Source organism: Mucilaginibacter sp. P1_A3 (genome assembly GCF_056406855.1).
Genome location: NZ_JBFTZJ010000002.1, coordinates 438,784 through 458,874, shown reverse-complemented (window position 1 = coordinate 458,874; position 20,091 = coordinate 438,784). Strand labels below are relative to the sequence as shown.

Sequence of the window (20,091 nt, the reverse complement as noted above, 5' to 3'; positions counted from 1 at the left end):
ATTACGATTTCTTTTTAACGGCCACAGTCACATTCATACCGGCAACTACATTGCTGGCCTGTTCATCTGCAAACTCAATTTTTACGGGCACCCGCTGGATGATCTTAACAAAGTTTCCGGTAGAATTATCTGGCGGCAAAAGCGAGAAACGAGAGCCGGTAGAACCTGCTATAGCCATGATCCTGCCTTTAAATACTTTGCCGTCTATGGCATCTACCCGTATCTCTACAGGTTGCCCCACGTACATGCCAGCCACCTGTGTTTCCTTATAGTTCGCGTTTATCCATTTTTCTTTTTCATTAATAATGCTTACCAATGGCTGTCCGGGTTGGATCTGCTGGCCCTCTAAAATATTTTTGCGGCCCAGCCTGCCTGAGTAAGGCGCGCGGATAATGGTATAAGATAAGTTAAGCCTCGCCAGCTCCAGTGCAGCCTGTTTACGCTTGATATCTGCCTGCAACAGGGCGAAATGAGTTTTAAGCTCCGCGATGCGTGCCTCGTTAGTTCTTAAGCCATTTTTTGCAGCACTATAGTCGCTTTCTGCTACATCATAGTGTGCTTTCACCTGTTCCAAATCGGCACCGGTAGCGGCTTCTTCTTTCACCAGATTGGTGTACCGCCTGATATCCTGTTGCTGTTGCACAAATCTGGCCTCCGCACCCTTGATCTGATCCTGGTTGACACTGGTACCTGTTTCTGCCGAGTGAATACCCGCTGTAAGTACCGTTAGTTGAGCACGGGCATCCTCTATAGTCGCTTCCGCAGCCTCCAGCTGGGCCCTATACTCTCTGTCATCAAGCATAACCAGCGTATCGCCCTGTTTAACCAGCTGATGCTCGTTAAAGCGAACACGCTGAATATAGCCCCCTGCTCGTGCTGAGACCGGATTGATATATGATTCAACCTGAGCGTCATTGGTTTCTTCGTAATGCTCGCTATATTTCCAGTATTGAAAAAAATACACGAGCCCTGTAAGGATCAAAATCACCGCGATAATCGTGATGGCAATATTCCCAGGATGTGTTTTATGATTCTCTTTTTTCATTTTTTTTATTGTTTGTTTATAAGTTACCGCTGGTATAAAGAATATGATAATAAATAGCCAGTGCATCAGTTTGCGCTTTAATCAAACTGAACCTCGACTCCTGGTACAGGTTATCCGCATCCAGCAGATCTGTTAACAAGGAAAGCTGATTTAAATATTTGGTATTTACGATACGGTAATTTACCTCAGCCTGTTGCACGGAGTGCTCATTAACCGAAATCCGGCTGAGCGCTTCAGCATACTTGATATAATAAGATTTGATATCCGTACGAACCTCATCACTATAAGCCTCCTGCTGTATTTCAAGTTCTTTTACCCGCAGTTTACCAGCGGTCACCTTACTTTTATTGTGGTATAGCGATGAGATGCTGTACTGCGCTTTCAGCCCCACAAAACCAACTGCATAAGCCTGGTTAACCGGCGGAAAGACCAAGTAATTTGGGTAATTCAGCCCATAGGCGGTATAAAAGCTCAAACTGGGTTTATTACTGCTTTGAACTCCTCTAAGCCTGGCCCGCTGTACTTCAACGTTTTCAGCGGCTTTTTGCACGCTATAGGAAGAAACTCCGGCGGCCTCGATAAGCGGTAGCAATGAACTGCTCTCCGGCTTTGGCATACCGGCGGAATCAACAGGTGATATCCGCACGGAATCAGGAACATCCATCAAAACATCTAACTTTTGATTGGCGATACTAATATCATTTTGATTTTGCTGCAAAGAAAGTTCAACGTTTGCCAATGTAACCTCTGCCCGCAGCACATCGCTTTTGGTAACTTTTTGATTTTTGTAAAGCGAGTTAATGTTATTAAGCCGGGTTTGCGCTCTTTTAAGCTGGTCCAGGATAAACTTCTGAAGATCATTAAGCTTAACCAGATCAAGGTATTGGTTAGCAGTTTGTAAAGCAATATTTCCAGATTGATCCCGGGTGTTCAGCTTCGCCAGCTTAAAATGCGAAGTACTTTCTTTTTGCAAGGCTCGCTGCCTGCCACCACTATAAATATTAAATGAGGCATCAACACCTATTGCCGCAGCGTTTTGTGTTGGTGGCAACGGTATTGTAGTGGAATGGCTAAGTCCTTGTGAAAACAAAGTGAGTTGAGAAAAACGCTGATACGAGGTACCAACGTTAATCGTCGGCAATGCGGCGTTGTAAGCATCTTTGCGGTCTTCGCCAGCAGCATTTTCTCCGATATTGGCGGCCTGCACCCATTTGTTTTGATTCTTGGCAAATTGTACCGCCTCAGCGAGGGTAAGTTTATAGTTATTGCCAGCCCGCTCCTGGGCGTTTACAAATGTTGTATTCAACATTAAAACAGCTATTAATAAAACAGTAGCTGACAAATACAGCTTTCTGCCGTAGTAGGCATTATTATACATGATTTTTTTGTTCAAATTGATGATGATCTTCGAGGGTTAGCATCGACATAACGTAGTCCACTATTCGACGGGCGAAATCATCCTGTGGTGTTTTATTCAAATGGATGCGCAAGGTCAGATAATCAGTAAACACCGATCGTACCAAAGCGAGTATATTCAGCACAAACACCTCTTCGTCTATTTTTTTAAAGTATCCTTTAGATACACCGCTTCCAATGGCTTTCAGCAGGAAATTATATACACGGTTTCTTACTTCTGTTAACCGGGCGATAATGAGTGGATGCTGCTCGGCAATTAGTTCATTGCATAGCAGTCGATGAAAACTCTGGTTAGAAGATACTCGCTTGATATAGGCCGCGATATACGCTTTTAACTTTTCCGCCGGATCAAGATCAAGCCTTTCAAAATGGTTGATTTCTTCGGCGATCTCGTCCAGTCGTAACTTAAAAATATCGAGGTAAAGCGCTTCCTTTGAACCAAAATAATAACTGATCATGGCCGAATTCACTCCCGATCTTTCGCCAATAAGCCTGATGCTGGCGCCAGCGAAACTATATTGAGCAAACACTTCTTCAGCGATCATCAGTATCGTTTCTTTGCGATCATGCAAGCCATAATTTGTTGCGGTTGTCATTTGTCAAACCCTATTAAAATTTTTGATAGGACAAATTTCCGGCTAAACGGCAGCGAAAAGTAGGCGAAACTACGTCAATGTTCGTCGAAATGACTTATATAAGGCTGAAGCGAAGAGATAAAATTCAATCGAATTTTTTTCGGTATTCCACCGGTGATATCCCGGTACCTGCCCGGAAGAATTTGCCAAAAACAGACTGGTCTGAGAAATTAAGCATCCCGCTGACCTGCGATACGGTGAGTGCCTTGTTTTGCAGCAAAACTTTAGCCTCAAGAATGATGGCGTCATCGATCCATTTTCCGGCAGACCTACCCGTTTTCTTTTTGATGGCCGCCGAAAGAGACTTTGGCGTTACATGAAGCTGACCAGCATAAAAATCAAGTCTGCGCTCGCGCATATAATTACGAATCACCAATTGCTTAAATTTTGTGAACAAAGGGTGTCCCTTTAGCAGGCTTGCCGGACCAGAAATATGCTGCCGGTGATACGCATCAATTTCGTAAACCAGGGCGAAAATGTAGCTTCGAATAATCTCGGCCTCATGATAATTTGCAGTGGCTTGCGTAAGTTGAATGAGCTCAAATATCTTGCTGAATTTAATAGCGTTAGTTTCTTTCAGCGGTAAAACATGAAGATCACTATTTTCAAAAAAATCATACCTGGTGAGAAAAAAAAGGTCCGCGTGTCGTTCCAGTAAAAATGTGTCCTTAAAAAATATCACATCCATTTTTAGGAGGTCGCTGCTTTTAGTGAAATACCTGATAACCGAAGGCCCCAAGGTAATAATTGACGGCGCTTCAACATCCCATGATACCAAGCCTGTATTTAATTTTACGCCGCCCTCTTTTATATGAACGATAGCATAACTTTCCGCCCGGTATGGTTCTTCCTGATACGGAGTTTCACCAGATCTCACGAAAAGATAATCCTTGTTATTATCGGGTACAGAGAAGAGCCGACTGTGTCTTGAAAGCGAAAAGGTTTTCATGCCATTCATCAACGTAAAGTTACAATATAGAGCCTATTTTTAGCTCTCAACAGCATTTTATATACTAATTGCAAAGGAAATGATCTATAAGGCAGATGCTTCTATAAAACCGGCAGATTTTTAATTATCTTTACTTATAAACCTTTCCCGACCAAAATTACGATTACGTTTTAACTCATTGGATAGTCATGAAAATCAAAAAAAAACTATTGTTGGGGTTTAGCCTATTGTTTATTGTAGTGCTCATTTTTGGCATTGTTTCTATATACTACATCAAGGTAATATCTGAAACCTCCAGTATTACCTTGAAAAATAATTATGCAACGTTAAAATTTACCCGCGAAATGCGCTCCGTTTTAGATGAAAATGATTTGCCGCTAAACTCAGTGGCAATTAACACATTTGATAATGCGCTAAAAAAACAGGAAAATAATATCACAGAACCAGGCGAAAGTATAGCAACAAGTAATTTGCGCAAAGCCTTCCGTTTGCTAACAGGCTCTTCTTCAAATTTAAATCAAACACAGCAGGCGGAACGGGATGCACGCCTGCAATTGAAAAATATTGAAGGCTTAAATATGCATGCCATTGAGCTTAAAAATAATTACACGCATTCAACTGTCGATAGGTCAACCTTTTTTCTTGGTGGCATGGTATTTATCACCTTTTTAATCCTTTTTGTTTTAATTGTCAATTTCCCGGGCTTTATATTGAATCCGCTCCAGGAACTGGCAAATGCCTTTCATCAGATCAGTCAAAAAAATTATAATGCCAGGCTGCACTTCCAAACAAGTGATGAGTTTATCCAACTTGCCGACGAGTTTAATATCATGGCAACCAAACTCGACGAAGAACAAAATGCCGATCTTACCAAAATAATTGCGGCAGAATTGCGGATAAAAATGCTGATAGAAGAAATGCCGGACGCTGTAATCGGCCTCAACGAAAAACAGGAAATTCTATTTATAAATGAGGAGGCCAGGAGAATCTTTAACATGGGCAAAAAGCCTGTTACAGGTCAATCTGTTGCCGAGTTATCAAAAAGCAACAAACTGTTAAAAATGATACTGGATGGTAAGGGCACAGAAAATTCTTTAAATACCGACCAACCAGGTAACGATTTGTATTTCCAACAAAAAACGATTGAAGTTGTAGTACCTAATTTGAAACCAAATCATGATGTGCTGGATGTTGCCGGTTACTCGGCCGGAACAATCCAGGTTTTTAAAAAAGTAGAAGTTTAAGCGATAAATCCCCTCAATAAATAATGACAGCTTAATCACCCTTTTAAGCTATTGATTACTAACACGCAAATCCAATACCCTTCTGCCTGAGCTCTCATGCTCAGATGTATTTGTTATCAACAAATACACTTTCCAAATCCAAACTTCACTTAAAGTTAAATTTTATTTTTCTTTAAAAGCAACCTGCTACACCTTTTTAGAGTAGTTACTGATACATCAAAAACTCCTAAATTAAAAAATATGAAAAATCAGAAACTAAGCTATTTTTTTATAGCTGTATCAATGGGTATTATGCTATTGAGCATCTCTTGCAAAAAAAGTTCACACAAGATTGATCCAACACCTGTTTTAACCGGTGTTAAGCTTACCGACAATACCACGTTTGGTAAAATACTTACCGATAATAATGGCTTTTCGTTGTACTTTTTCTCAAAAGATGTAAGTGGCACATCAAATTGCGCGGGAGGCTGCGCCACCACATGGCCTGTGTTTTACAAAGAAAGCTTAACTATTGGTACAGGTTTAACCACATCGGATTTTGGGACGATAGACAGGGCTGATGGCAGCAAACAAAGCACCTACAAGGGCTGGCCATTATATTATTATATGAATGATACTAAAGCAGGCGATACAAACGGCGATAAGGTTGCCAACCTATGGGCAATTGCCAAAGCTGATTATTCCATTATGTTTGGTAACGCGCAGCTAATTGGTTTAGATAAAGTGCAATATACCGACCAGGGTGTGGCGGGAACTGCAGTATCACAATACATTACAGATGGCAACGGCCTCACATTATACATGTTCAGTAAAGATGCGGCCAATAAAAATAACTTTACCAAACCCGATTTTAGCAATGATGTGGCCTGGCCTATTTACACAGTTAGCGCGGTGGCCAGCATTCCATCCGTGTTTGATAAAAGCCAGTTCACTACCATTGATGTTTTTGGCAGAACACAACTTGTTTATAAAGGACATCCATTGTATCATTTTGGGCAGGACGCAGCAACTCGTGGCAACACAAACGGCATCAGCTTCCCAACGCCAGGTGCCGCTATCTGGAAGATAACCAACAGTACTACCGTTGCATTATAATAACAATTGACCATTTACAAAAGCGGATGGATTTTAATAGTCATCGAACGCTCTTTGAAAAGCCGCCTAATAGGGTGGCTTTTTTGTTGTTGATAGTAACACCCCCGTTTAATAACAATCTACCATTTAAAGTAATGTTAACAAACAGGATAGCAATGGGAAAAGAGAACAAGATCATTTGTCTCTTACTCACGCCAAACAAAGAAATTTCAAGATTATTAGTGGTATTTACTTTATCAAACTAATAAAGCCATTGGCTGCAACTTATCGAAATAAAGTATCTTTAATTTAAATGATTTTATATTTACATTATTAAAATAAACAGTGATGAAACAAGAATTCATGTTATATATCCGCAATGCAGGGGATGCAAAAGCGGCGTTATCAGCAGATCAACATCTAGCGTTTATAAAAAAATGCGAAACTTATATCCAGTTATTAAAAGCAGAAAACAAATTAATAGCAGCCCAGCCAATTGTACGGGAAGGTTATATTATTTCAAAAAATGAAAATGTATGGACACAAATAGCGATCGATCCCAGTAAAGAAGTTCAGGTTGGTTATTATCATATTTCAGCAAGAGACATAGATGAAGCAATTGAAATAGCAAAGAATAATCCCGAGTTTGAGTATGTACCTTCGGCTACAATCGAAGTAAGGCCAATAAAATTAAAGGAAGAGCAAACTAACTTTGTTTACCCCAAATAAGCAGGTAGTAAAATATATTTAGCCCAAAAAAGCTACTACGTATTTGGCGACTCTGGCAATGTAGCCAATGTATTCACCTAATTGATAATATACATTTCCTTAGTTAGCTCCTTTTACAACTTTAACTCACCCCAACCCTGCCTGTAAGCCCGGCGGATGTATTGGTTGGCGGGTTCAAAATTGGTAACCTTCATATTTTCGCCATCCCAGGTTAAGCCGGTGTATCTGCCGCTAAATTTGTAGCCTTCCATATTGCCGTAAACAGGGTCATTACGTTTTATTTTCTCGCGCAGGTTAAAGGTACGCAGCAGTAGGTTGCCCATGAGCACAGTTTCTGTAAGCGGGCCCGCATAACCTACAAAGGGCGAATCTACTTCCAGTTTACCATAACCGGCTATACTGGCATCAACCCATTGCCACCAGTGGCCATCCATACCACCGGGTACCCTGGCGTATTTCTCCGGAACATGTACATCCTTATTTAAAGCCAATGGTAGCAACCGGGGATGACTTCCACCCCATCCGCAGGAAACTTTGCCTTTGGTGCCGATGAAAAGCGTACAGCCCTCAAAATCATTTTCGCCGGGGAAATCGCCCAGGGCTTCATTCATATTTAAAGCGGGGTCAAGTTCCGCAAGGCGTTCGGGCGTTATGCCGCCATCCATCCAGTAAAGATCAAGGTTATTACCGTTTTGTTGTTTAAATTTAAATTTGATATAACTTGATACCGGTCCGCTTCTGGGGTAAATACCTTCTTTAAATATTCCCTGGTAAACCGTACTGGCACTGCCCGAGACCTCGGTTGGGTAACCTAAACCCAACAGTTTAAACGGCGGCCCCATGATGTGGCAGCCCATATCGCCGAGTGCACCGGTACCAAACTCCCACCAGCCACGCCAGTTAAAGGGTACCAGATTATCAATATAATTGGTTTGTTTGGCGGTACCCAGCCACAGGTCCCACTTCAGTTCTTTGGGTATGGGTGGTTTAGTCTTTGGCCACGCTATACCCTGCGGCCACACGGGGCGATCCGTCCAACAGTATACTTTTTCAATATCACCTATCAAACCGGCCTCAAACCATTCGCGCATGGTGCGCATACCATCGCACGATGCGCCCTGGTCTCCCATTTGGGTAACCACCTTGTATTTTTCTGATGCCTGGGTTAATATGCGGGCTTCGTAAATATCATGTGTTAAGGGCTTTTGCAGGTATAGGTGTTTTTTTAATTGCATGGCGCTTAGACCAACCAACGCGTGGTTATGATCGGGGATAGCCACGGTAACGGCATCAAAGTTTTTGTGCTGCTTATCAAACAGTTCGCGCCAATCGTGATAAAAGGGTGCCTTTGGAAATTCCTTACGGCGCGGGGCGGCCTGTCTATCGTCAACATCGCACAAAAAAGCGATAACTGCGTTCTTTTTGGGGGCAGTTGCAAAATGATGAATATCGTTCTCGGCCTCGCCACCACAGCCAATGGCGGCAATATATAACTTATCGCTTGGTGCGGTGTAGCCTTTGCCACCCAACACAAAACGAGGTACAATATAAAATCCTGCCGTAGCAATAGCTGCCTTTTTTATAAAATCGGCCCGGCTTATACCATTGGTGGTGGTAGTTTCCTCTGCTTTTTCCATCATATTATTTGTGTAGTGGCTTTACAGATACCTCTTTAAAAAACACTATATCATCATTTCCATGATTTTGCAGGCCGATATAGCCTTCATTGGGGCGGATGCCGCGGAAAGGCTCAAAATCAAACTTGCGTTGTGGGGTTGGGTCGCCTTCTTTATAATCGGTAACTTTTTGGCCGTTTACAAAAACAATTGTGCGCGGGCCGTCCAGCGTAATCTCCATGGTATTCCATTCCGGCCCAGGCTTACCGGGCTTGGCCAATGGTTTGGTTAACGAATACAAAGTACCGGTAATATGGTAATCATCCTCCTTGGATGTTTCGGGGTGATTATCAATCTGTACCTCGTAGCCATAAAATACCGGCATCCACTCCTCCCGCGGTTCCAGCGGAATACGGATAAACACACCGGCATTGCTGTTAAATTTTTGCATTTTGTAAACCACCCGGATGGTGCAATTGCTAAATTTCTCTTTAGTCCAGTATAATAAGCCCATTCCTCCATGGCTTCCGGTTACACCATCCTTCACGTACCGGCTGCCCTTCCCTACCTGTTTCCAGCCGTTAAGATCTTTACCATTAAAAAGCTGCCGCCAACCATCCTTGCTTTGCGCATAAGTATTGTTTGCAGCAATTAAAAAAAATAAAGTTATACCGCCCAACAGGCATTGTTGAAAGTGCTTTTTGTTCATGACAGACGAGAATATAAATGGTTTATAATTGGTTATACTAATGTATAACTATTTTTTGAAATGGAGTAAGAACGGCGTTAATTGATAAAATTAAGATTATTGCGGCAAGCAGCAGTTTGGGCGGCTAAAGACGAAGCTTAAAAAGCTTCTATCACCTGAACGACACAGGAAATAAAAAAGGCCGAAAAACTCTCGCAGTTTAATCGGCCCTACATCTACCTATGAAAAACAATCCTTTGAGAAGGATATTAAGTTAAATTCAAATGCTGTGCCAATTGTTAACTATAGCTTAAAACACACAAAATGGCACTTAATTTTTATTTTCGTTAATATTTTGTGGAAATATTTCCACCATTTGGAATCGCAAATCACCACAGTAATTGCAAAGCTGCAAATTGCCTGTTTTAAACCGTTTTCGTCGGCACATTTTGCCTTCTTGTCTATTCTATTTAACACATGGCTTAAATGCTATTACCTTAGCCCGTATGTTTAACCGTATAAAACCGGCGCTTATTATTGAAGTGTGTATCCACCTTTTGTTTTGGGCACTTATTATATATACTCCCATTATTTCCAGGCCAGATATGCGGGGTATGCCCCAGCATATGTTTTCGCCGGGGCGCATCATCACTTTTAACCTGGTATTGGCCGCGGAATTTTACCTCAATGCTTTTTTATTGATCCCTAAGGTGCTAACAAAAAATGCTTGGCTTTATTTTTTAGCGTTATTAACCTCCTTTGCTGTTTTTAATATATTGCTCTGGTACCTGAGGCCACATTTCCCAATGCCGGAGTTTAGAGGAATGGCCGGCCACATGCCTCCCCGCGGACCTAATTTGATCCTGTTCCCATTATTATCCATTACTGCGGGCAGCTTTGCCTACCATTACCTTTCTGATCAGTTTAAGGCAATGAACAAAAAGAAGGATATCGCTAATGCTTCACTCCTTTCCGAGCTGGCTTTTTTGCGTTCGCAGATCAGTCCGCACTTTATATTCAACGTAATTAACAGCGCGGTTGCCCTTTCGCGTTTAAATCCTTCGGCAGTTGAGCCTACGCTGATACAATTATCCAAATTATTGCGTTACATGCTGTATGTTACTGATGCCGAAATGGTAACGGTACAAAAAAAGGACGATTACCTGCGCAGTTACATTGAACTGCAGCAACTGCGCTTTGGCGATCAGGTGAAAATATATTACCATTCGGAAATAAAGACACCTGATAAAACCATTGAGCCTATGCTGTTAATCCCCTTTGTGGAGAATGCCTTTAAACATGGTACCGGCGATATCGACAAACCCGATATTGCGGTAACCCTTATAACTGATGAAAAAAACCTGCGGTTTAGTGTACAAAACGTTTACAATGCCACCGAAATACAAAAGGATAATGACAGCGGTATTGGCTTAACAAATGTTAAAAGGAGGCTTGAGCTGTTATACCCTGATAAACATAATTTATATATCAATAAAAACGAGCAAAACTACATTGTAATGCTGCAACTGGAACTTAAATGATGCGATGCCTGATTATTGATGATGAGCCACTGGCGCTTGATTTGCTGGAAGATAGCTTAAAACATGTACATGCCATACAAATAGCGGGGCGATGCCGCAATGCTGGCGAGGCTATCCTTGCCATGCAAAAGGAGCACATCGATCTTATTTTCTGTGACATATACATGCCCGGAATTAACGGTTTACAGCTTATCAAGAGCCTTACCAATCGCCCAATGGTGATATTTGTAACCGCTTATGAAAAATTTGCTATTGAGGGTTTTGAGCTTGATGTAATTGATTACCTGGTGAAACCGGTACCGCTGGATAGATTTTTAAAGGCATGCCATAAGGCGATAGACCTGTTTGAGCTTCGCCGGAGTTATGTGCCGCAACCTGTAGTTAAAAACTATTTCTTTTTGCATGCCGATTATAACCTCATTAAGATATGTTTTGACCATGTGGAATATATTGAAGGGTTGAAGGATTACGTAAAGGTTCATTTTGCCAACCAGCAAAAGCCGGTGTTATCGCGCATCAGTCTTAAAGCGGTTGAGCTGCAATTACCTGCCGAGCAGTTTTTCAGGGTTCATAAATCATACCTGGTAAACCTGCAGCATGTATCGCAGCTACGCAGGGCACGCATTAAACTCATCAATACCGAAGTACCTTTAAGCGATAGCTACAGAGACGTAATTAACCGGATGATTGGCAAGGTACAATAGTGAGTGGTTGATTAAGTGAATGGTTGGCCAGTTTAAGAAACTTGGTTGATCGTACGCAGTTAGTCAATTTGAGAAATCAAACTACCGCTCTCTATTCACCACTCACTTAATCAACCACACACTATTCACCACCCGACCCACTACACATTAACCTCCCTTATCTACACAAGCTCTGCTAACGTCGCTTTTATTTTAAGGCATTAAAAATAGGGTGCATTTTCGGCTCAAAGAAAATGTACCCCCTAATGAAGAGATTTTCCTTATTGTTATTTACTATTATTGGTTTAGGCCATTCGGCCGTTCAGGCGCAGCAAACGCAGAAAAAGTTGAAAAACATCATTGTCAACCATTTTTTTGCGTGTCCGCTTGATCAGATGTTTGATACACTGGGCATGACTTACCAGGTACGTATTGTTTTTGACCGCGAACCGCTGAACGCGATGGATGTGGTTGAACACTTTTTTGAAGAACCTTTAAAAGATGTTATTGCCAAAGTATGTAAAGAAAACGATCTGAAATACTGGATCGAATCCTCGGGCACCATTTACATTCTGCAAAACACCGACGACCTTAGCCGTCTTAAAAAACTTAACCAGCTATCGTTACAGGCAGCCAACGCCAAAGTAAAACGTCGCCAGCGCGATGAGGATGATGAGCCAAAATTGGTGCCCAAACACTTTATGGTAAGTGTTAACGGGCGTGTTATTGACCAGCTAACCGGCGAATCACTCCCCTCGGCCACAGTAAAGGTCCGCAATACCGATCTTAACACCATGACCAACGCCGAAGGTTATTTTACTTTTCTGCGGGTACCATCCGATACCTGTATCGTGGAAGTATCGTATGCAGGCTACCAATCAGATTTTTTCAGGCTCAACAGTGAGAAAATCAACACCACGCTTATATGCGGCATGTACTCATCGCTCAACACCTTAAATGAGGTTAGCATCACCGGCAAAAAAAGCGGGGTAATGAATACAGATAGCAGGCAGGTAGGTGTGTTGCAGCTTTCGCCCGCCAATTTGGATAAATTGCCAACTATGGGCGATAAGGACATTCTGCGGGCCTTCCAGCTGATGCCAGGTGTAAGCGGCACCAATGAATCGTCGTCGGGAGCCTACGTGCGTGGTGGCACACCTGATCAGAACCTGGTATTACTTGATGGCTTTACCATTTACCAGGTAGATCACCTGTACGGTTTCTTTAGCGCCTTTAATGCCAGCGCGGTAAAGGATGTCCAGTTATACAAAGGGGGCTTTACCTCCAAATACGGTGGCAGACTATCAAGCGTTACCGAAATTAATGGCAAAGAAGGAAACAGGAACGAAACCAACATGGGCGTAGACCTAAGCTTGCTGAGCGCGAGCGGTTTCCTGGAGGCTCCGCTATCAGATAAATCATCCTTGTTACTGGCCATCAGACGATCATACCAGGGACCATTCTATAACAAAATATTTAACCAGTTCAACCAAACTACTACTTTCCAGGGTGGCGGTGGGGGCGGCCGGGGTTTTGGAGGCAGATCCGGCGGCGGTTTTGCCAACCAGGTAACACCAAGCTCTTTTTTTTATGATGCTAATGCCAAATACACCTATAACATCAGCCAAAAAGATAAAGTATCTGTGAGCTATTACTCTGGCACTGATAAAACTGACAATAGCCGCGACCTGGGCCTGCCGCCGGGATTATCATCATCGGGCAGCGGCATAGGCATTACCGATTATACTAAATACGGCAACCTGGGCAGCAGTATCAAATGGTTTAGGCAGTGGAATAAAAAACTGTACTCCAATAATTACATCACCTACTCCTCCTATTTTAATGATCGCAACCGCGGCAGTTCCGGCGGATCATTATTGGACAGTAACGGGATAGCACATACTTTTAGCAACAGCACCATCGAAAACAACAACCTGAAGGATGTTGGCTATAAATCTGAGTGGGAATGGCAGGCAAGCAACACTTATAAATTACTGTTCGGTGGGTTTATTTCCTACAAAAAAATAGATTATGAGTACACCCAGAATGATACCAGCAAGCTCATCAATCAGCATAACAACGCCACACTGGAAGGTGTGTATGCAGAGCTGGCTATCGACCCAAATAACAAACTGCATATTCAACCCGGTTTACGCACCAGCTACTATGGCCCTACCGGCAAACCTTATTTTGAACCCCGTTTATCGGCCAGTTATAACCTCACCGATAGATTTACCATAAAGGGGGCCACCGGTCAGTTCTACCAGTTCGAAAACCAGGTGATTCGTGAGGATATACTCGCCGGCGACCGTAACTTTTGGGTGTTATCCAATAACAACAATATCCCGGTAGGCAGTTCAAGGCATTTTATAGGTGGCGTAAGCTATGAAACCGACGAACTTTTGATTAGCGTTGAGGGTTACTACAAAACCCTGAGCGGACTTACCCAATACACCGTAAGGCAAACCCAAACAGGCGGAGGCAGTTTCAGAATGCCAGGTGTGGGAGAAACGCAAACCGTTACCCAAGATTTTTACGAAGGCACAGGCCGGGCCAAAGGCGTTGAAGTATTGCTACAAAAAAAGATGGGTAATTATACCGGCTGGATTAGCTATACCCTGGCCAAAGCCGAAAACAAATTCAGTGCTTTTGGTAATGATTATTATACCGCCAACCAGGATGTAAGGCATGAGTTTAAATCAATCAACATGTACCATTACGATAGGTGGAACTTTGCAGCCACATTCCTGTTCAGTACCGGCAGACCGTATACTGCTCCCCTATCTACCTACACCATTAAAACTGCCGATGGTAATAGCACAACCTACCTCAACATCAGCGATAAAAACGGTGAGCGTTTGCCAGCCTATCACCGTTTAGATATGTCGGTATCATACGATCTGCTGAAGATAGATGGACATAAGGTAGGCTCCATTGGTCTTTCGTTTTTTAATGTTTACAACCATACCAATACCTGGTACCGCGAGTACCAGATGCAAAATAACCAGGTGATAACCACCAATGTTAATTACCTGGGCTTTACCCCCAACCTTACTTTAAGTTTACGATGGAAATAAATACATACCCCCGCCATATCATATTATGTTTAATAACAGGCGTGCTCCTTATGGCATCCTGCAAAAAAAACCAGTCGGATATTTTAGCAACCAACAAACCGGTGGTTGAAGCCTACCTTATACCCGGCCAGGCCTTAAGCGTGAAGGTTTACCAGCAAAAAGATCTTGCTGATACTACAACTTATGGCGCTGCACTAACCGGCTTAAGCATCAGCGTATCTGATGGCAGCCAGAGCGTTAAGCTTACCGAGTCGGCAAGTGGCACTTATACTTACGCCAGTTCATCATTTGTAACCGGCGGTAAAACCTATACCATGCAGTTTAATTATGATAATGTGACTGTGAGCGCCACTACAGTAATGCCGGGCAAGCCACAAAACTTTGCCTTATCTGATAGTGTTTTTCATGTACCCAGCGCCATTAACCCGTTGTATGCCGATGTAGTAAGGGCAACCATCAGTTGGACAAACCCCGATTCGTTGTATCATTTGCTGGTATTTAAAAATCTGGATAATGATCCATATTATATATCTTACGTCCGCAGTAATAACAAGCCCAGCTTCCAGATCAATACAGAACAAGCCTCCTATTACAACTTGCTTCAATCATCATTTAACTACTATGGCCATTACAAAGTTATATTGATGAGGGTTAATAAGGAATATATTAACATCCTCACCACCAACATATCGCGCAATTCGCAAACCCTTGTTAATGAGCCTACCAACGTTACCAATGGTTTGGGGATTTTTACGGCCATGCAAACAGACACCTTGAATTTGAGGGTTACTACGCAGTAATTTGCATACTTAATCTTTTTAGATTTCACTGTGGTTAACAGGTACTCATAACCAAATGGCCTTGAGCTAATATTATAGGTTGCTATATTAAATTACCTTATTTAATATAGCAACTTTTTATTTACTCATTTCGTATAGATTCCTAAATAATCGTTTCTTAATAATTAAGAAAAATCATTCATTTACCTAAACCAAAGTTATGATGTAAGCCCACCTTTTGCTACTTATTGTATTTGAAGTTGTTTAGGCTATTTTTATCCTCCGCTATAAACAGCACATAAAAAACTCATGGAATCTACTTTTATTTTATAAAAACAGGTAAAAACACCTGTTTCACAAAAAGGGATTTTTCACTTGTAACCCGGCGCAGTTAATTAAATAAATTTGTACTAATAGTTAATAAATATTAAAATAAACTATAAGTTTAAAACCAATTACAGCAAGTATTAAACATTAAAAATCATTAAAAAATGGGACAATTCGCTTCGGTTACTAATTTAACCATGCCCGAGATAGTGGCACTGGTTACGCAATCAGTTAAAGATACCACACTGGCACTTTCTGATTTAAATATTATTATACAGGGGCTCACTCCCCGTTCATCTGAAACTCCCCCACCAACATATACCAATCTGGAGCTGGCAGTACCAGCAGCTATTTCGGCAGCCGAAAGCGATTCAACTTTTATTTTTGATGCGATATTTCCTACTATTACCCTGCCCTCTTCATCGCAGGATGCCGGCGTTGTATTGGGCTATAATGTAAATGGAAACATTCAGTCTTTAACAACGCAGATAATGGTCGACCTGATTAACTGGGGCATCCAGATCCCCAGTGATGATGTTGCTTTATTGGCTACTCAAATACAAGGCCAGGTTGATAATAGCGACCTTACACCATCCACAACATATGGACAAATAAATATGAACAACCCGCTTGATGAAGTTTTAGGCTGGGTAGCATCATTTGGCGTATTCCGTACCGGCTACAATCCTGATGGGACCATTAACCAGGCAGTTATTTACAGCTTTTGTGCAGCAGTGGGCGTGCCCGAAGTTGTAACAATTTAAATGAATTAAATACCATCATGCTTTAAACATTTAACTTAAAATACAAACCTAAAAAACATAATTATCATGAATAACGTCGAAAGTACAACTTCCGATCAAAGCGCTATCAGCAGCAGATCATCATTATCCAATAAACCCCGTATCCCGTTAGCAGAGGCAGTATCAAGGGCCGAAAACTGGCGTAACCTGGTTGTTAAAATGCCCGCGGGAAGTACATCAAATATTTTAGGGGCAACCAATGGCACAGACGTATCCAAACAGCGCATTTTCAGAGCTATTAATATAAACATTGCCGATGTAAAAGATTTGATGCAAGATCATCCGCAAGCCAAATCAATCCGCCTGTATTTAAGTTTGCAGGATCCCGCCTTCCCTTACCAGATCACCGGTATGCTGGTGCCGGTTGATGCCAACAACCACGATATGTTAACCAAAAAATCGGTTAGTGAAGGCTTGATGAATGAAGGTGAAATAGTAAACAGCGCGAGTGCCTCAACCATTTACGATTTTACACAACCTTGCCCGGCCTTGTGCGATACCTCAAGTCCGCTATTTAATAGCACCAATAGTTTAGAGAATTATATATAATCTAATAAGCCTGCTATGCCTTCAGCCAAATTAATTTTTGTGGGCTTAATTGTTCCGGTTTCAGTTTTAATCCCTATCAGTTTCGCTGTGTCAAAATATAAGCGCGCTGATAGGGCGCTTTTGCTCATCTTTTATTATTTATTATTGGATGGTTTGGTTAATCTGCTGGCAGCAGCTCTCGCCGATAGGAAGATAAATAATCTTCCGTTATTACACATATTCACAATATTTGAATTTTTGCTGCTTTCGTATTTTTATATAAAGATTTTAAAGGAAGCATTGATTCGTAAAGTCATAGGTGCATTAATGGTGATATTTCCGTTGGTCTGTATACTAAATTTTACTTTTTTTCAGAGCATTTTCCGTTTTAATACCTATACAAGGCCCTTAGAGGTATTGATTGTGATGGCTTACAGCCTGGCTTATTTCGCCCAGATAAATGAGGCCGACAATGAAAAACGATGGGTCAGCAACCCTTTAAACTGGATCAATACCGGGGTACTTCTCTATTTTTCGGGAGCATTATTTGTATATTCCTTTTCTAATTTAACCGTTGCCTATATTATCAGCCCCAAATATTATTCACTCAATTTGTTTATATGGAACATACATGCCGCCTTACTGCTGGCCATGTATCTTTTGTTTTCGTGGGGGTTTTATATATGCAGAAAGACGTAGGCGATAATATATATGTACTGGTAATTATGTGTACAGGAGGTATTGCCTTATTGGTGATATCATTTGTTATTTTGTTTATACGCAATCAAAACAAGCTGCTGCAACAGCGGGAAAGTTTGCACCAGGTTGCTATGGATCATCAAAAAAACCTGCTCCACGCTGTAATTCACTCGCAGGAGGAGGAAAGAAAACGCATTGGCCAGGATCTGCATGATGAAGTTGGTGGTTCGTTATCAAACCTAAGAATGCTCATTAACCGGTTAAACAATAGCAATGTTGCTGAAAATGATGTGCCGCCAGCCGAGTTTTATAAGCAGCTGATAGATAAGATAATTGAAAATGTGCGTAATATATCTCACAATCTTTCGCCTCCCGGGCTTGAGCTGTTTGGATTTTCGGAAGCATTAGAAGAAATGAAGGATGTTATAAGTAAGGGGCATGATTCCCTTATCTCTATAACCAACCATGCAACCATGTCAACAGATACGCTACCTAAACACGTGGCGCTGGCCCTGATAAGAGTATTGCAGGAACTGGTTACCAATACGTTAAAACATTCCCTGGCCAATTATATCGGCATATCGCTTTTTATGAAAAACAATTTGCTATCTATTCATTATACAGATAATGGCATAGGTTATAATACAGAAGATAAGAGATTCAAAAAAGGTATGGGCATGCAAAATATAGAGAGCCGCCTCATGCTGATCAATGCAAGATATTCTGTTAAAACAAGTGCTGGCAGAGGCTTTTCTATGTTTATTTACCTTGACCCTCAAAAAGATATTGGCCCCAATTAATTTGACATGAAAAAGATCCGTATTGTTGTTGCTGACGATCAAACCCTCTTCCTGGAAGGATTGGTTAATTTATTAAGCACCAATCCCGAATTTGAATTGGTGGGCCAGGCCGAAAACGGGCGAGTATTGCTTGAGCACCTTAAAAGCCAGGCCACGCTGCCGGATATTGCGCTGATAGATATGAATATGCCGATAATGAATGGCGTTGAACTAAACGCGGTTTTACATCGCGAATATCCTTCCATAAAAGTTATTGTATTATCGGTGCATGGTGAGGAGCGGTATATGAGTAAAATGATTGAAGCCGGAGCATGCGGCTATCTCAAAAAAAATTGCGAAACACATGAACTCTTTCAAACTATTATCAATACCCACCAATTGGGTTTTTATTTTAACAGGGATGCTGTTAGTGCCATGAGAAACGCTGCGCATCATCGTAAAGCAGGCATTCAAAATCTGAATAATATCCCCATATCATTAACCGAAAGGGAGTTGCTGATACTAAAAATGATCTGCGACGAATTAACCAATGCCGAAATAGCGGAGAAGCTATTTATCAGCAGCCGCACCGTTGACGGGCATCGTACCAATTTACTTGGAAAAATTGGATGCAAAAACACTGCAGGCCTGGTCATATTTGCCATCAAATATGGCGTTTTTGAGGTGCAGTTTTAGTTACATCCATTGTAACACACCATTCCATGCGGCAAAGCAATGTACCAATTGCTTTCCTTTAACCGCTCTATTTTCAATTAAGAACTTCCTCATCCGGCTGATGTCTTATAAGGCCATTTAACGTTTATACACTTTTTCAGCATTTAACCATAGGGAAAAACAGGTAAAAACACTTGCTTTTTAAGCAAAAACACTTGATTTAAATGACAGGGGTTAATACGCTGAAATTGGCCGTTGCATAGGCGTTACTTTGAAATGTCAAAACAAAAAAGAAGCGCATCTAACCAAATGACAAAACGGCCGATACCGAAAAGCCTTAAAAGAGTAGGTAAAAATCAGGAAAGTTTAACAACATGAAAAATTCAGAATTAACAGCTTCAAAGATCCCGGTAAATTCATGCCAGGTGTTCATCATCGCTTTTGTTGATTCAAGCTCTATACAAACCGGAAGCGGGCAGGGCTTGTATTTTGTAGATAACAGAAGCTCGGCAGGCAGTAGCAACGAGGGTACATCCGCGCTACAAACTGTTTGTTCAAAAATGTCAAATGTGGCATGGAGTGTTATCCCCTTAAATCCAAACGATGGCTTTTTATACTCCATACAAAGCATTGGCAGTTCAAACTCATGGGGACCTGGTGGTCAACCTGGGAGCGCTACTGCCGGCTACTTTACCGGCCAGGTTCAAAACGGCGGGCAAGCCAGCTATCAAATTGAAATTAATGCAATAGGCGGTGGTAACGTATTGCAGCCAGCTACCACTCTGGGCATGAATGGTAATTAAT

The 20,091-nt window shown here is 41.7% G+C and carries 19 protein-coding genes; 13 read left to right on the top strand and 6 right to left on the bottom strand.

All coding sequences use genetic code 11. The features are described 5' to 3' along the window. Nucleotide 1 precedes the first annotated feature (1 nt). The 4 genes from AC1D0K_RS06070 to AC1D0K_RS06055 all read right to left on the bottom strand — a co-directional run bounded on the left by AC1D0K_RS06070 (nt 2) and on the right by AC1D0K_RS06055 (nt 4,045). The gene (locus AC1D0K_RS06070; RefSeq protein WP_477393380.1) at nt 2–1,045 is read right to left on the bottom strand and encodes an HlyD family secretion protein; all 1,044 of its coding nucleotides are present in this window, start codon (nt 1,043–1,045) and stop codon (nt 2–4) included. A gap of 16 nt (nt 1,046–1,061) precedes the next feature. Then, nucleotides 1,062–2,354 (bottom strand): TolC family protein, encoded by a 1,293-nt coding sequence (locus tag AC1D0K_RS06065; protein ID WP_477393382.1) that lies wholly within the window; start codon nt 2,352–2,354, stop codon nt 1,062–1,064. Between the two features lie 61 nt (nt 2,355–2,415). Next, nucleotides 2,416–3,057 (bottom strand): TetR/AcrR family transcriptional regulator, encoded by a 642-nt coding sequence (locus AC1D0K_RS06060; protein WP_477393384.1) that lies wholly within the window; start codon nt 3,055–3,057, stop codon nt 2,416–2,418. Nucleotides 3,058–3,181: 124 nt separating this feature from the next. Beyond that, on the bottom strand, nt 3,182–4,045 hold the full coding sequence (locus tag AC1D0K_RS06055) for a helix-turn-helix domain-containing protein (protein WP_477393386.1): 864 nt from the start codon (nt 4,043–4,045) through the stop codon (nt 3,182–3,184). Between the two features lie 188 nt (nt 4,046–4,233). On the opposite strand from AC1D0K_RS06055, the gene AC1D0K_RS06050 reads away from it, so the two are divergent. The 3 genes from AC1D0K_RS06050 to AC1D0K_RS06040 all read left to right on the top strand — a co-directional run bounded on the left by AC1D0K_RS06050 (nt 4,234) and on the right by AC1D0K_RS06040 (nt 7,092). Next, nucleotides 4,234–5,289: a HAMP domain-containing protein gene (locus tag AC1D0K_RS06050; RefSeq protein WP_477393388.1), complete on the top strand. Its 1,056-nt coding sequence runs from the start codon at nt 4,234–4,236 to the stop codon at nt 5,287–5,289. Between the two features lie 240 nt (nt 5,290–5,529). After that, nucleotides 5,530–6,384 carry a hypothetical protein gene (locus tag AC1D0K_RS06045; RefSeq protein WP_477442249.1) on the top strand — a complete coding sequence of 285 codons (855 nt, stop codon included), beginning with the start codon at nt 5,530–5,532 and terminating at the stop codon, nt 6,382–6,384. A 327-nt stretch (nt 6,385–6,711) separates the two neighbouring features. Then, nucleotides 6,712–7,092 (top strand): YciI family protein, encoded by a 381-nt coding sequence (locus AC1D0K_RS06040; protein WP_477391643.1) that lies wholly within the window; start codon nt 6,712–6,714, stop codon nt 7,090–7,092. 113 nt (nt 7,093–7,205) lie between these two features. On the opposite strand, the gene AC1D0K_RS06035 is transcribed toward AC1D0K_RS06040, so the two are convergent. Together AC1D0K_RS06035 and AC1D0K_RS06030 are read right to left on the bottom strand one after the other, a co-directional pair. After that, nucleotides 7,206–8,732 carry a Gfo/Idh/MocA family protein gene (locus tag AC1D0K_RS06035; protein WP_477442251.1) on the bottom strand — a complete coding sequence of 509 codons (1,527 nt, stop codon included), beginning with the start codon at nt 8,730–8,732 and terminating at the stop codon, nt 7,206–7,208. 1 nt (nt 8,733) lies between these two features. Continuing rightward, nucleotides 8,734–9,417, bottom strand: coding sequence for a 3-keto-disaccharide hydrolase (locus AC1D0K_RS06030; protein ID WP_477391641.1), 684 nt, complete (start codon nt 9,415–9,417; stop codon nt 8,734–8,736). 485 nt (nt 9,418–9,902) lie between these two features. On the opposite strand from AC1D0K_RS06030, the gene AC1D0K_RS06025 reads away from it, so the two are divergent. The 10 genes from AC1D0K_RS06025 to AC1D0K_RS05980 all read left to right on the top strand — a co-directional run bounded on the left by AC1D0K_RS06025 (nt 9,903) and on the right by AC1D0K_RS05980 (nt 20,090). Beyond that, nucleotides 9,903–10,937 carry a sensor histidine kinase gene (locus AC1D0K_RS06025; RefSeq protein WP_477391640.1) on the top strand — a complete coding sequence of 345 codons (1,035 nt, stop codon included), beginning with the start codon at nt 9,903–9,905 and terminating at the stop codon, nt 10,935–10,937. Beyond that, nucleotides 10,934–11,641, top strand: coding sequence for a LytR/AlgR family response regulator transcription factor (locus AC1D0K_RS06020; protein ID WP_477442253.1), 708 nt, complete (start codon nt 10,934–10,936; stop codon nt 11,639–11,641). The genes AC1D0K_RS06025 and AC1D0K_RS06020 overlap by 4 nt, the downstream gene beginning before the upstream one ends. Before the next feature lie 245 nt (nt 11,642–11,886). Then, nucleotides 11,887–14,697 (top strand): TonB-dependent receptor, encoded by a 2,811-nt coding sequence (locus AC1D0K_RS06015; protein ID WP_477391638.1) that lies wholly within the window; start codon nt 11,887–11,889, stop codon nt 14,695–14,697. Nucleotides 14,698–14,747: 50 nt separating this feature from the next. After that, nucleotides 14,748–15,497, top strand: coding sequence for a DUF4249 domain-containing protein (locus AC1D0K_RS06010; RefSeq protein WP_477391637.1), 750 nt, complete (start codon nt 14,748–14,750; stop codon nt 15,495–15,497). A 470-nt stretch (nt 15,498–15,967) separates the two neighbouring features. Then, nucleotides 15,968–16,567, top strand: coding sequence for a hypothetical protein (locus AC1D0K_RS06005; RefSeq protein WP_477391636.1), 600 nt, complete (start codon nt 15,968–15,970; stop codon nt 16,565–16,567). 66 nt (nt 16,568–16,633) lie between these two features. Next, on the top strand, nt 16,634–17,155 hold the full coding sequence (locus AC1D0K_RS06000; protein WP_477391635.1) for a hypothetical protein: 522 nt from the start codon (nt 16,634–16,636) through the stop codon (nt 17,153–17,155). Between the two features lie 15 nt (nt 17,156–17,170). Next, nucleotides 17,171–17,833, top strand: a complete 663-nt coding sequence (locus AC1D0K_RS05995) for a hypothetical protein (protein WP_295711795.1) — start codon at nt 17,171–17,173, stop codon at nt 17,831–17,833. Continuing rightward, on the top strand, nt 17,818–18,633 hold the full coding sequence (locus AC1D0K_RS05990; RefSeq protein ID WP_477391633.1) for a sensor histidine kinase: 816 nt from the start codon (nt 17,818–17,820) through the stop codon (nt 18,631–18,633). The genes AC1D0K_RS05995 and AC1D0K_RS05990 overlap by 16 nt, the downstream gene beginning before the upstream one ends. A gap of 6 nt (nt 18,634–18,639) precedes the next feature. After that, nucleotides 18,640–19,308 (top strand): response regulator, encoded by a 669-nt coding sequence (locus AC1D0K_RS05985; RefSeq protein WP_295711792.1) that lies wholly within the window; start codon nt 18,640–18,642, stop codon nt 19,306–19,308. A 353-nt stretch (nt 19,309–19,661) separates the two neighbouring features. Continuing rightward, nucleotides 19,662–20,090: a hypothetical protein gene (locus AC1D0K_RS05980; RefSeq protein ID WP_295711790.1), complete on the top strand. Its 429-nt coding sequence runs from the start codon at nt 19,662–19,664 to the stop codon at nt 20,088–20,090. The last annotated feature ends 1 nt before the right edge of the window (nt 20,091 follow it).

What these genes read in the sequence shown, in the direction of transcription:
- AC1D0K_RS06025 (WP_477391640.1), top strand. Translation starts at nt 9,903, where the DNA reads ATGTTTAACCGTATAAAACCGGCGCTTATTATTGAAGTGTGTATCCAC.
- AC1D0K_RS06030 (WP_477391641.1), bottom strand. Translation starts at nt 9,417, where the DNA reads ATGAACAAAAAGCACTTTCAACAATGCCTGTTGGGCGGTATAACTTTA.
- AC1D0K_RS06015 (WP_477391638.1), top strand. Translation starts at nt 11,887, where the DNA reads ATGAAGAGATTTTCCTTATTGTTATTTACTATTATTGGTTTAGGCCAT.
- AC1D0K_RS05985 (WP_295711792.1), top strand. Translation starts at nt 18,640, where the DNA reads ATGAAAAAGATCCGTATTGTTGTTGCTGACGATCAAACCCTCTTCCTG.
- AC1D0K_RS06055 (WP_477393386.1), bottom strand. Translation starts at nt 4,045, where the DNA reads ATGAAAACCTTTTCGCTTTCAAGACACAGTCGGCTCTTCTCTGTACCC.
- AC1D0K_RS06005 (WP_477391636.1), top strand. Translation starts at nt 15,968, where the DNA reads ATGGGACAATTCGCTTCGGTTACTAATTTAACCATGCCCGAGATAGTG.
- AC1D0K_RS06070 (WP_477393380.1), bottom strand. Translation starts at nt 1,045, where the DNA reads ATGAAAAAAGAGAATCATAAAACACATCCTGGGAATATTGCCATCACG.
- AC1D0K_RS05980 (WP_295711790.1), top strand. Translation starts at nt 19,662, where the DNA reads ATGAAAAATTCAGAATTAACAGCTTCAAAGATCCCGGTAAATTCATGC.
- AC1D0K_RS06065 (WP_477393382.1), bottom strand. Translation starts at nt 2,354, where the DNA reads ATGTTGAATACAACATTTGTAAACGCCCAGGAGCGGGCTGGCAATAAC.
- AC1D0K_RS05990 (WP_477391633.1), top strand. Translation starts at nt 17,818, where the DNA reads ATGCAGAAAGACGTAGGCGATAATATATATGTACTGGTAATTATGTGT.
- AC1D0K_RS06010 (WP_477391637.1), top strand. Translation starts at nt 14,748, where the DNA reads ATGGCATCCTGCAAAAAAAACCAGTCGGATATTTTAGCAACCAACAAA.
- AC1D0K_RS05995 (WP_295711795.1), top strand. Translation starts at nt 17,171, where the DNA reads ATGCCTTCAGCCAAATTAATTTTTGTGGGCTTAATTGTTCCGGTTTCA.
- AC1D0K_RS06045 (WP_477442249.1), top strand. Translation starts at nt 5,530, where the DNA reads ATGAAAAATCAGAAACTAAGCTATTTTTTTATAGCTGTATCAATGGGT.
- AC1D0K_RS06040 (WP_477391643.1), top strand. Translation starts at nt 6,712, where the DNA reads ATGAAACAAGAATTCATGTTATATATCCGCAATGCAGGGGATGCAAAA.
- AC1D0K_RS06000 (WP_477391635.1), top strand. Translation starts at nt 16,634, where the DNA reads ATGAATAACGTCGAAAGTACAACTTCCGATCAAAGCGCTATCAGCAGC.
- AC1D0K_RS06020 (WP_477442253.1), top strand. Translation starts at nt 10,934, where the DNA reads ATGATGCGATGCCTGATTATTGATGATGAGCCACTGGCGCTTGATTTG.
- AC1D0K_RS06050 (WP_477393388.1), top strand. Translation starts at nt 4,234, where the DNA reads ATGAAAATCAAAAAAAAACTATTGTTGGGGTTTAGCCTATTGTTTATT.
- AC1D0K_RS06060 (WP_477393384.1), bottom strand. Translation starts at nt 3,057, where the DNA reads ATGACAACCGCAACAAATTATGGCTTGCATGATCGCAAAGAAACGATA.
- AC1D0K_RS06035 (WP_477442251.1), bottom strand. Translation starts at nt 8,732, where the DNA reads ATGATGGAAAAAGCAGAGGAAACTACCACCACCAATGGTATAAGCCGG.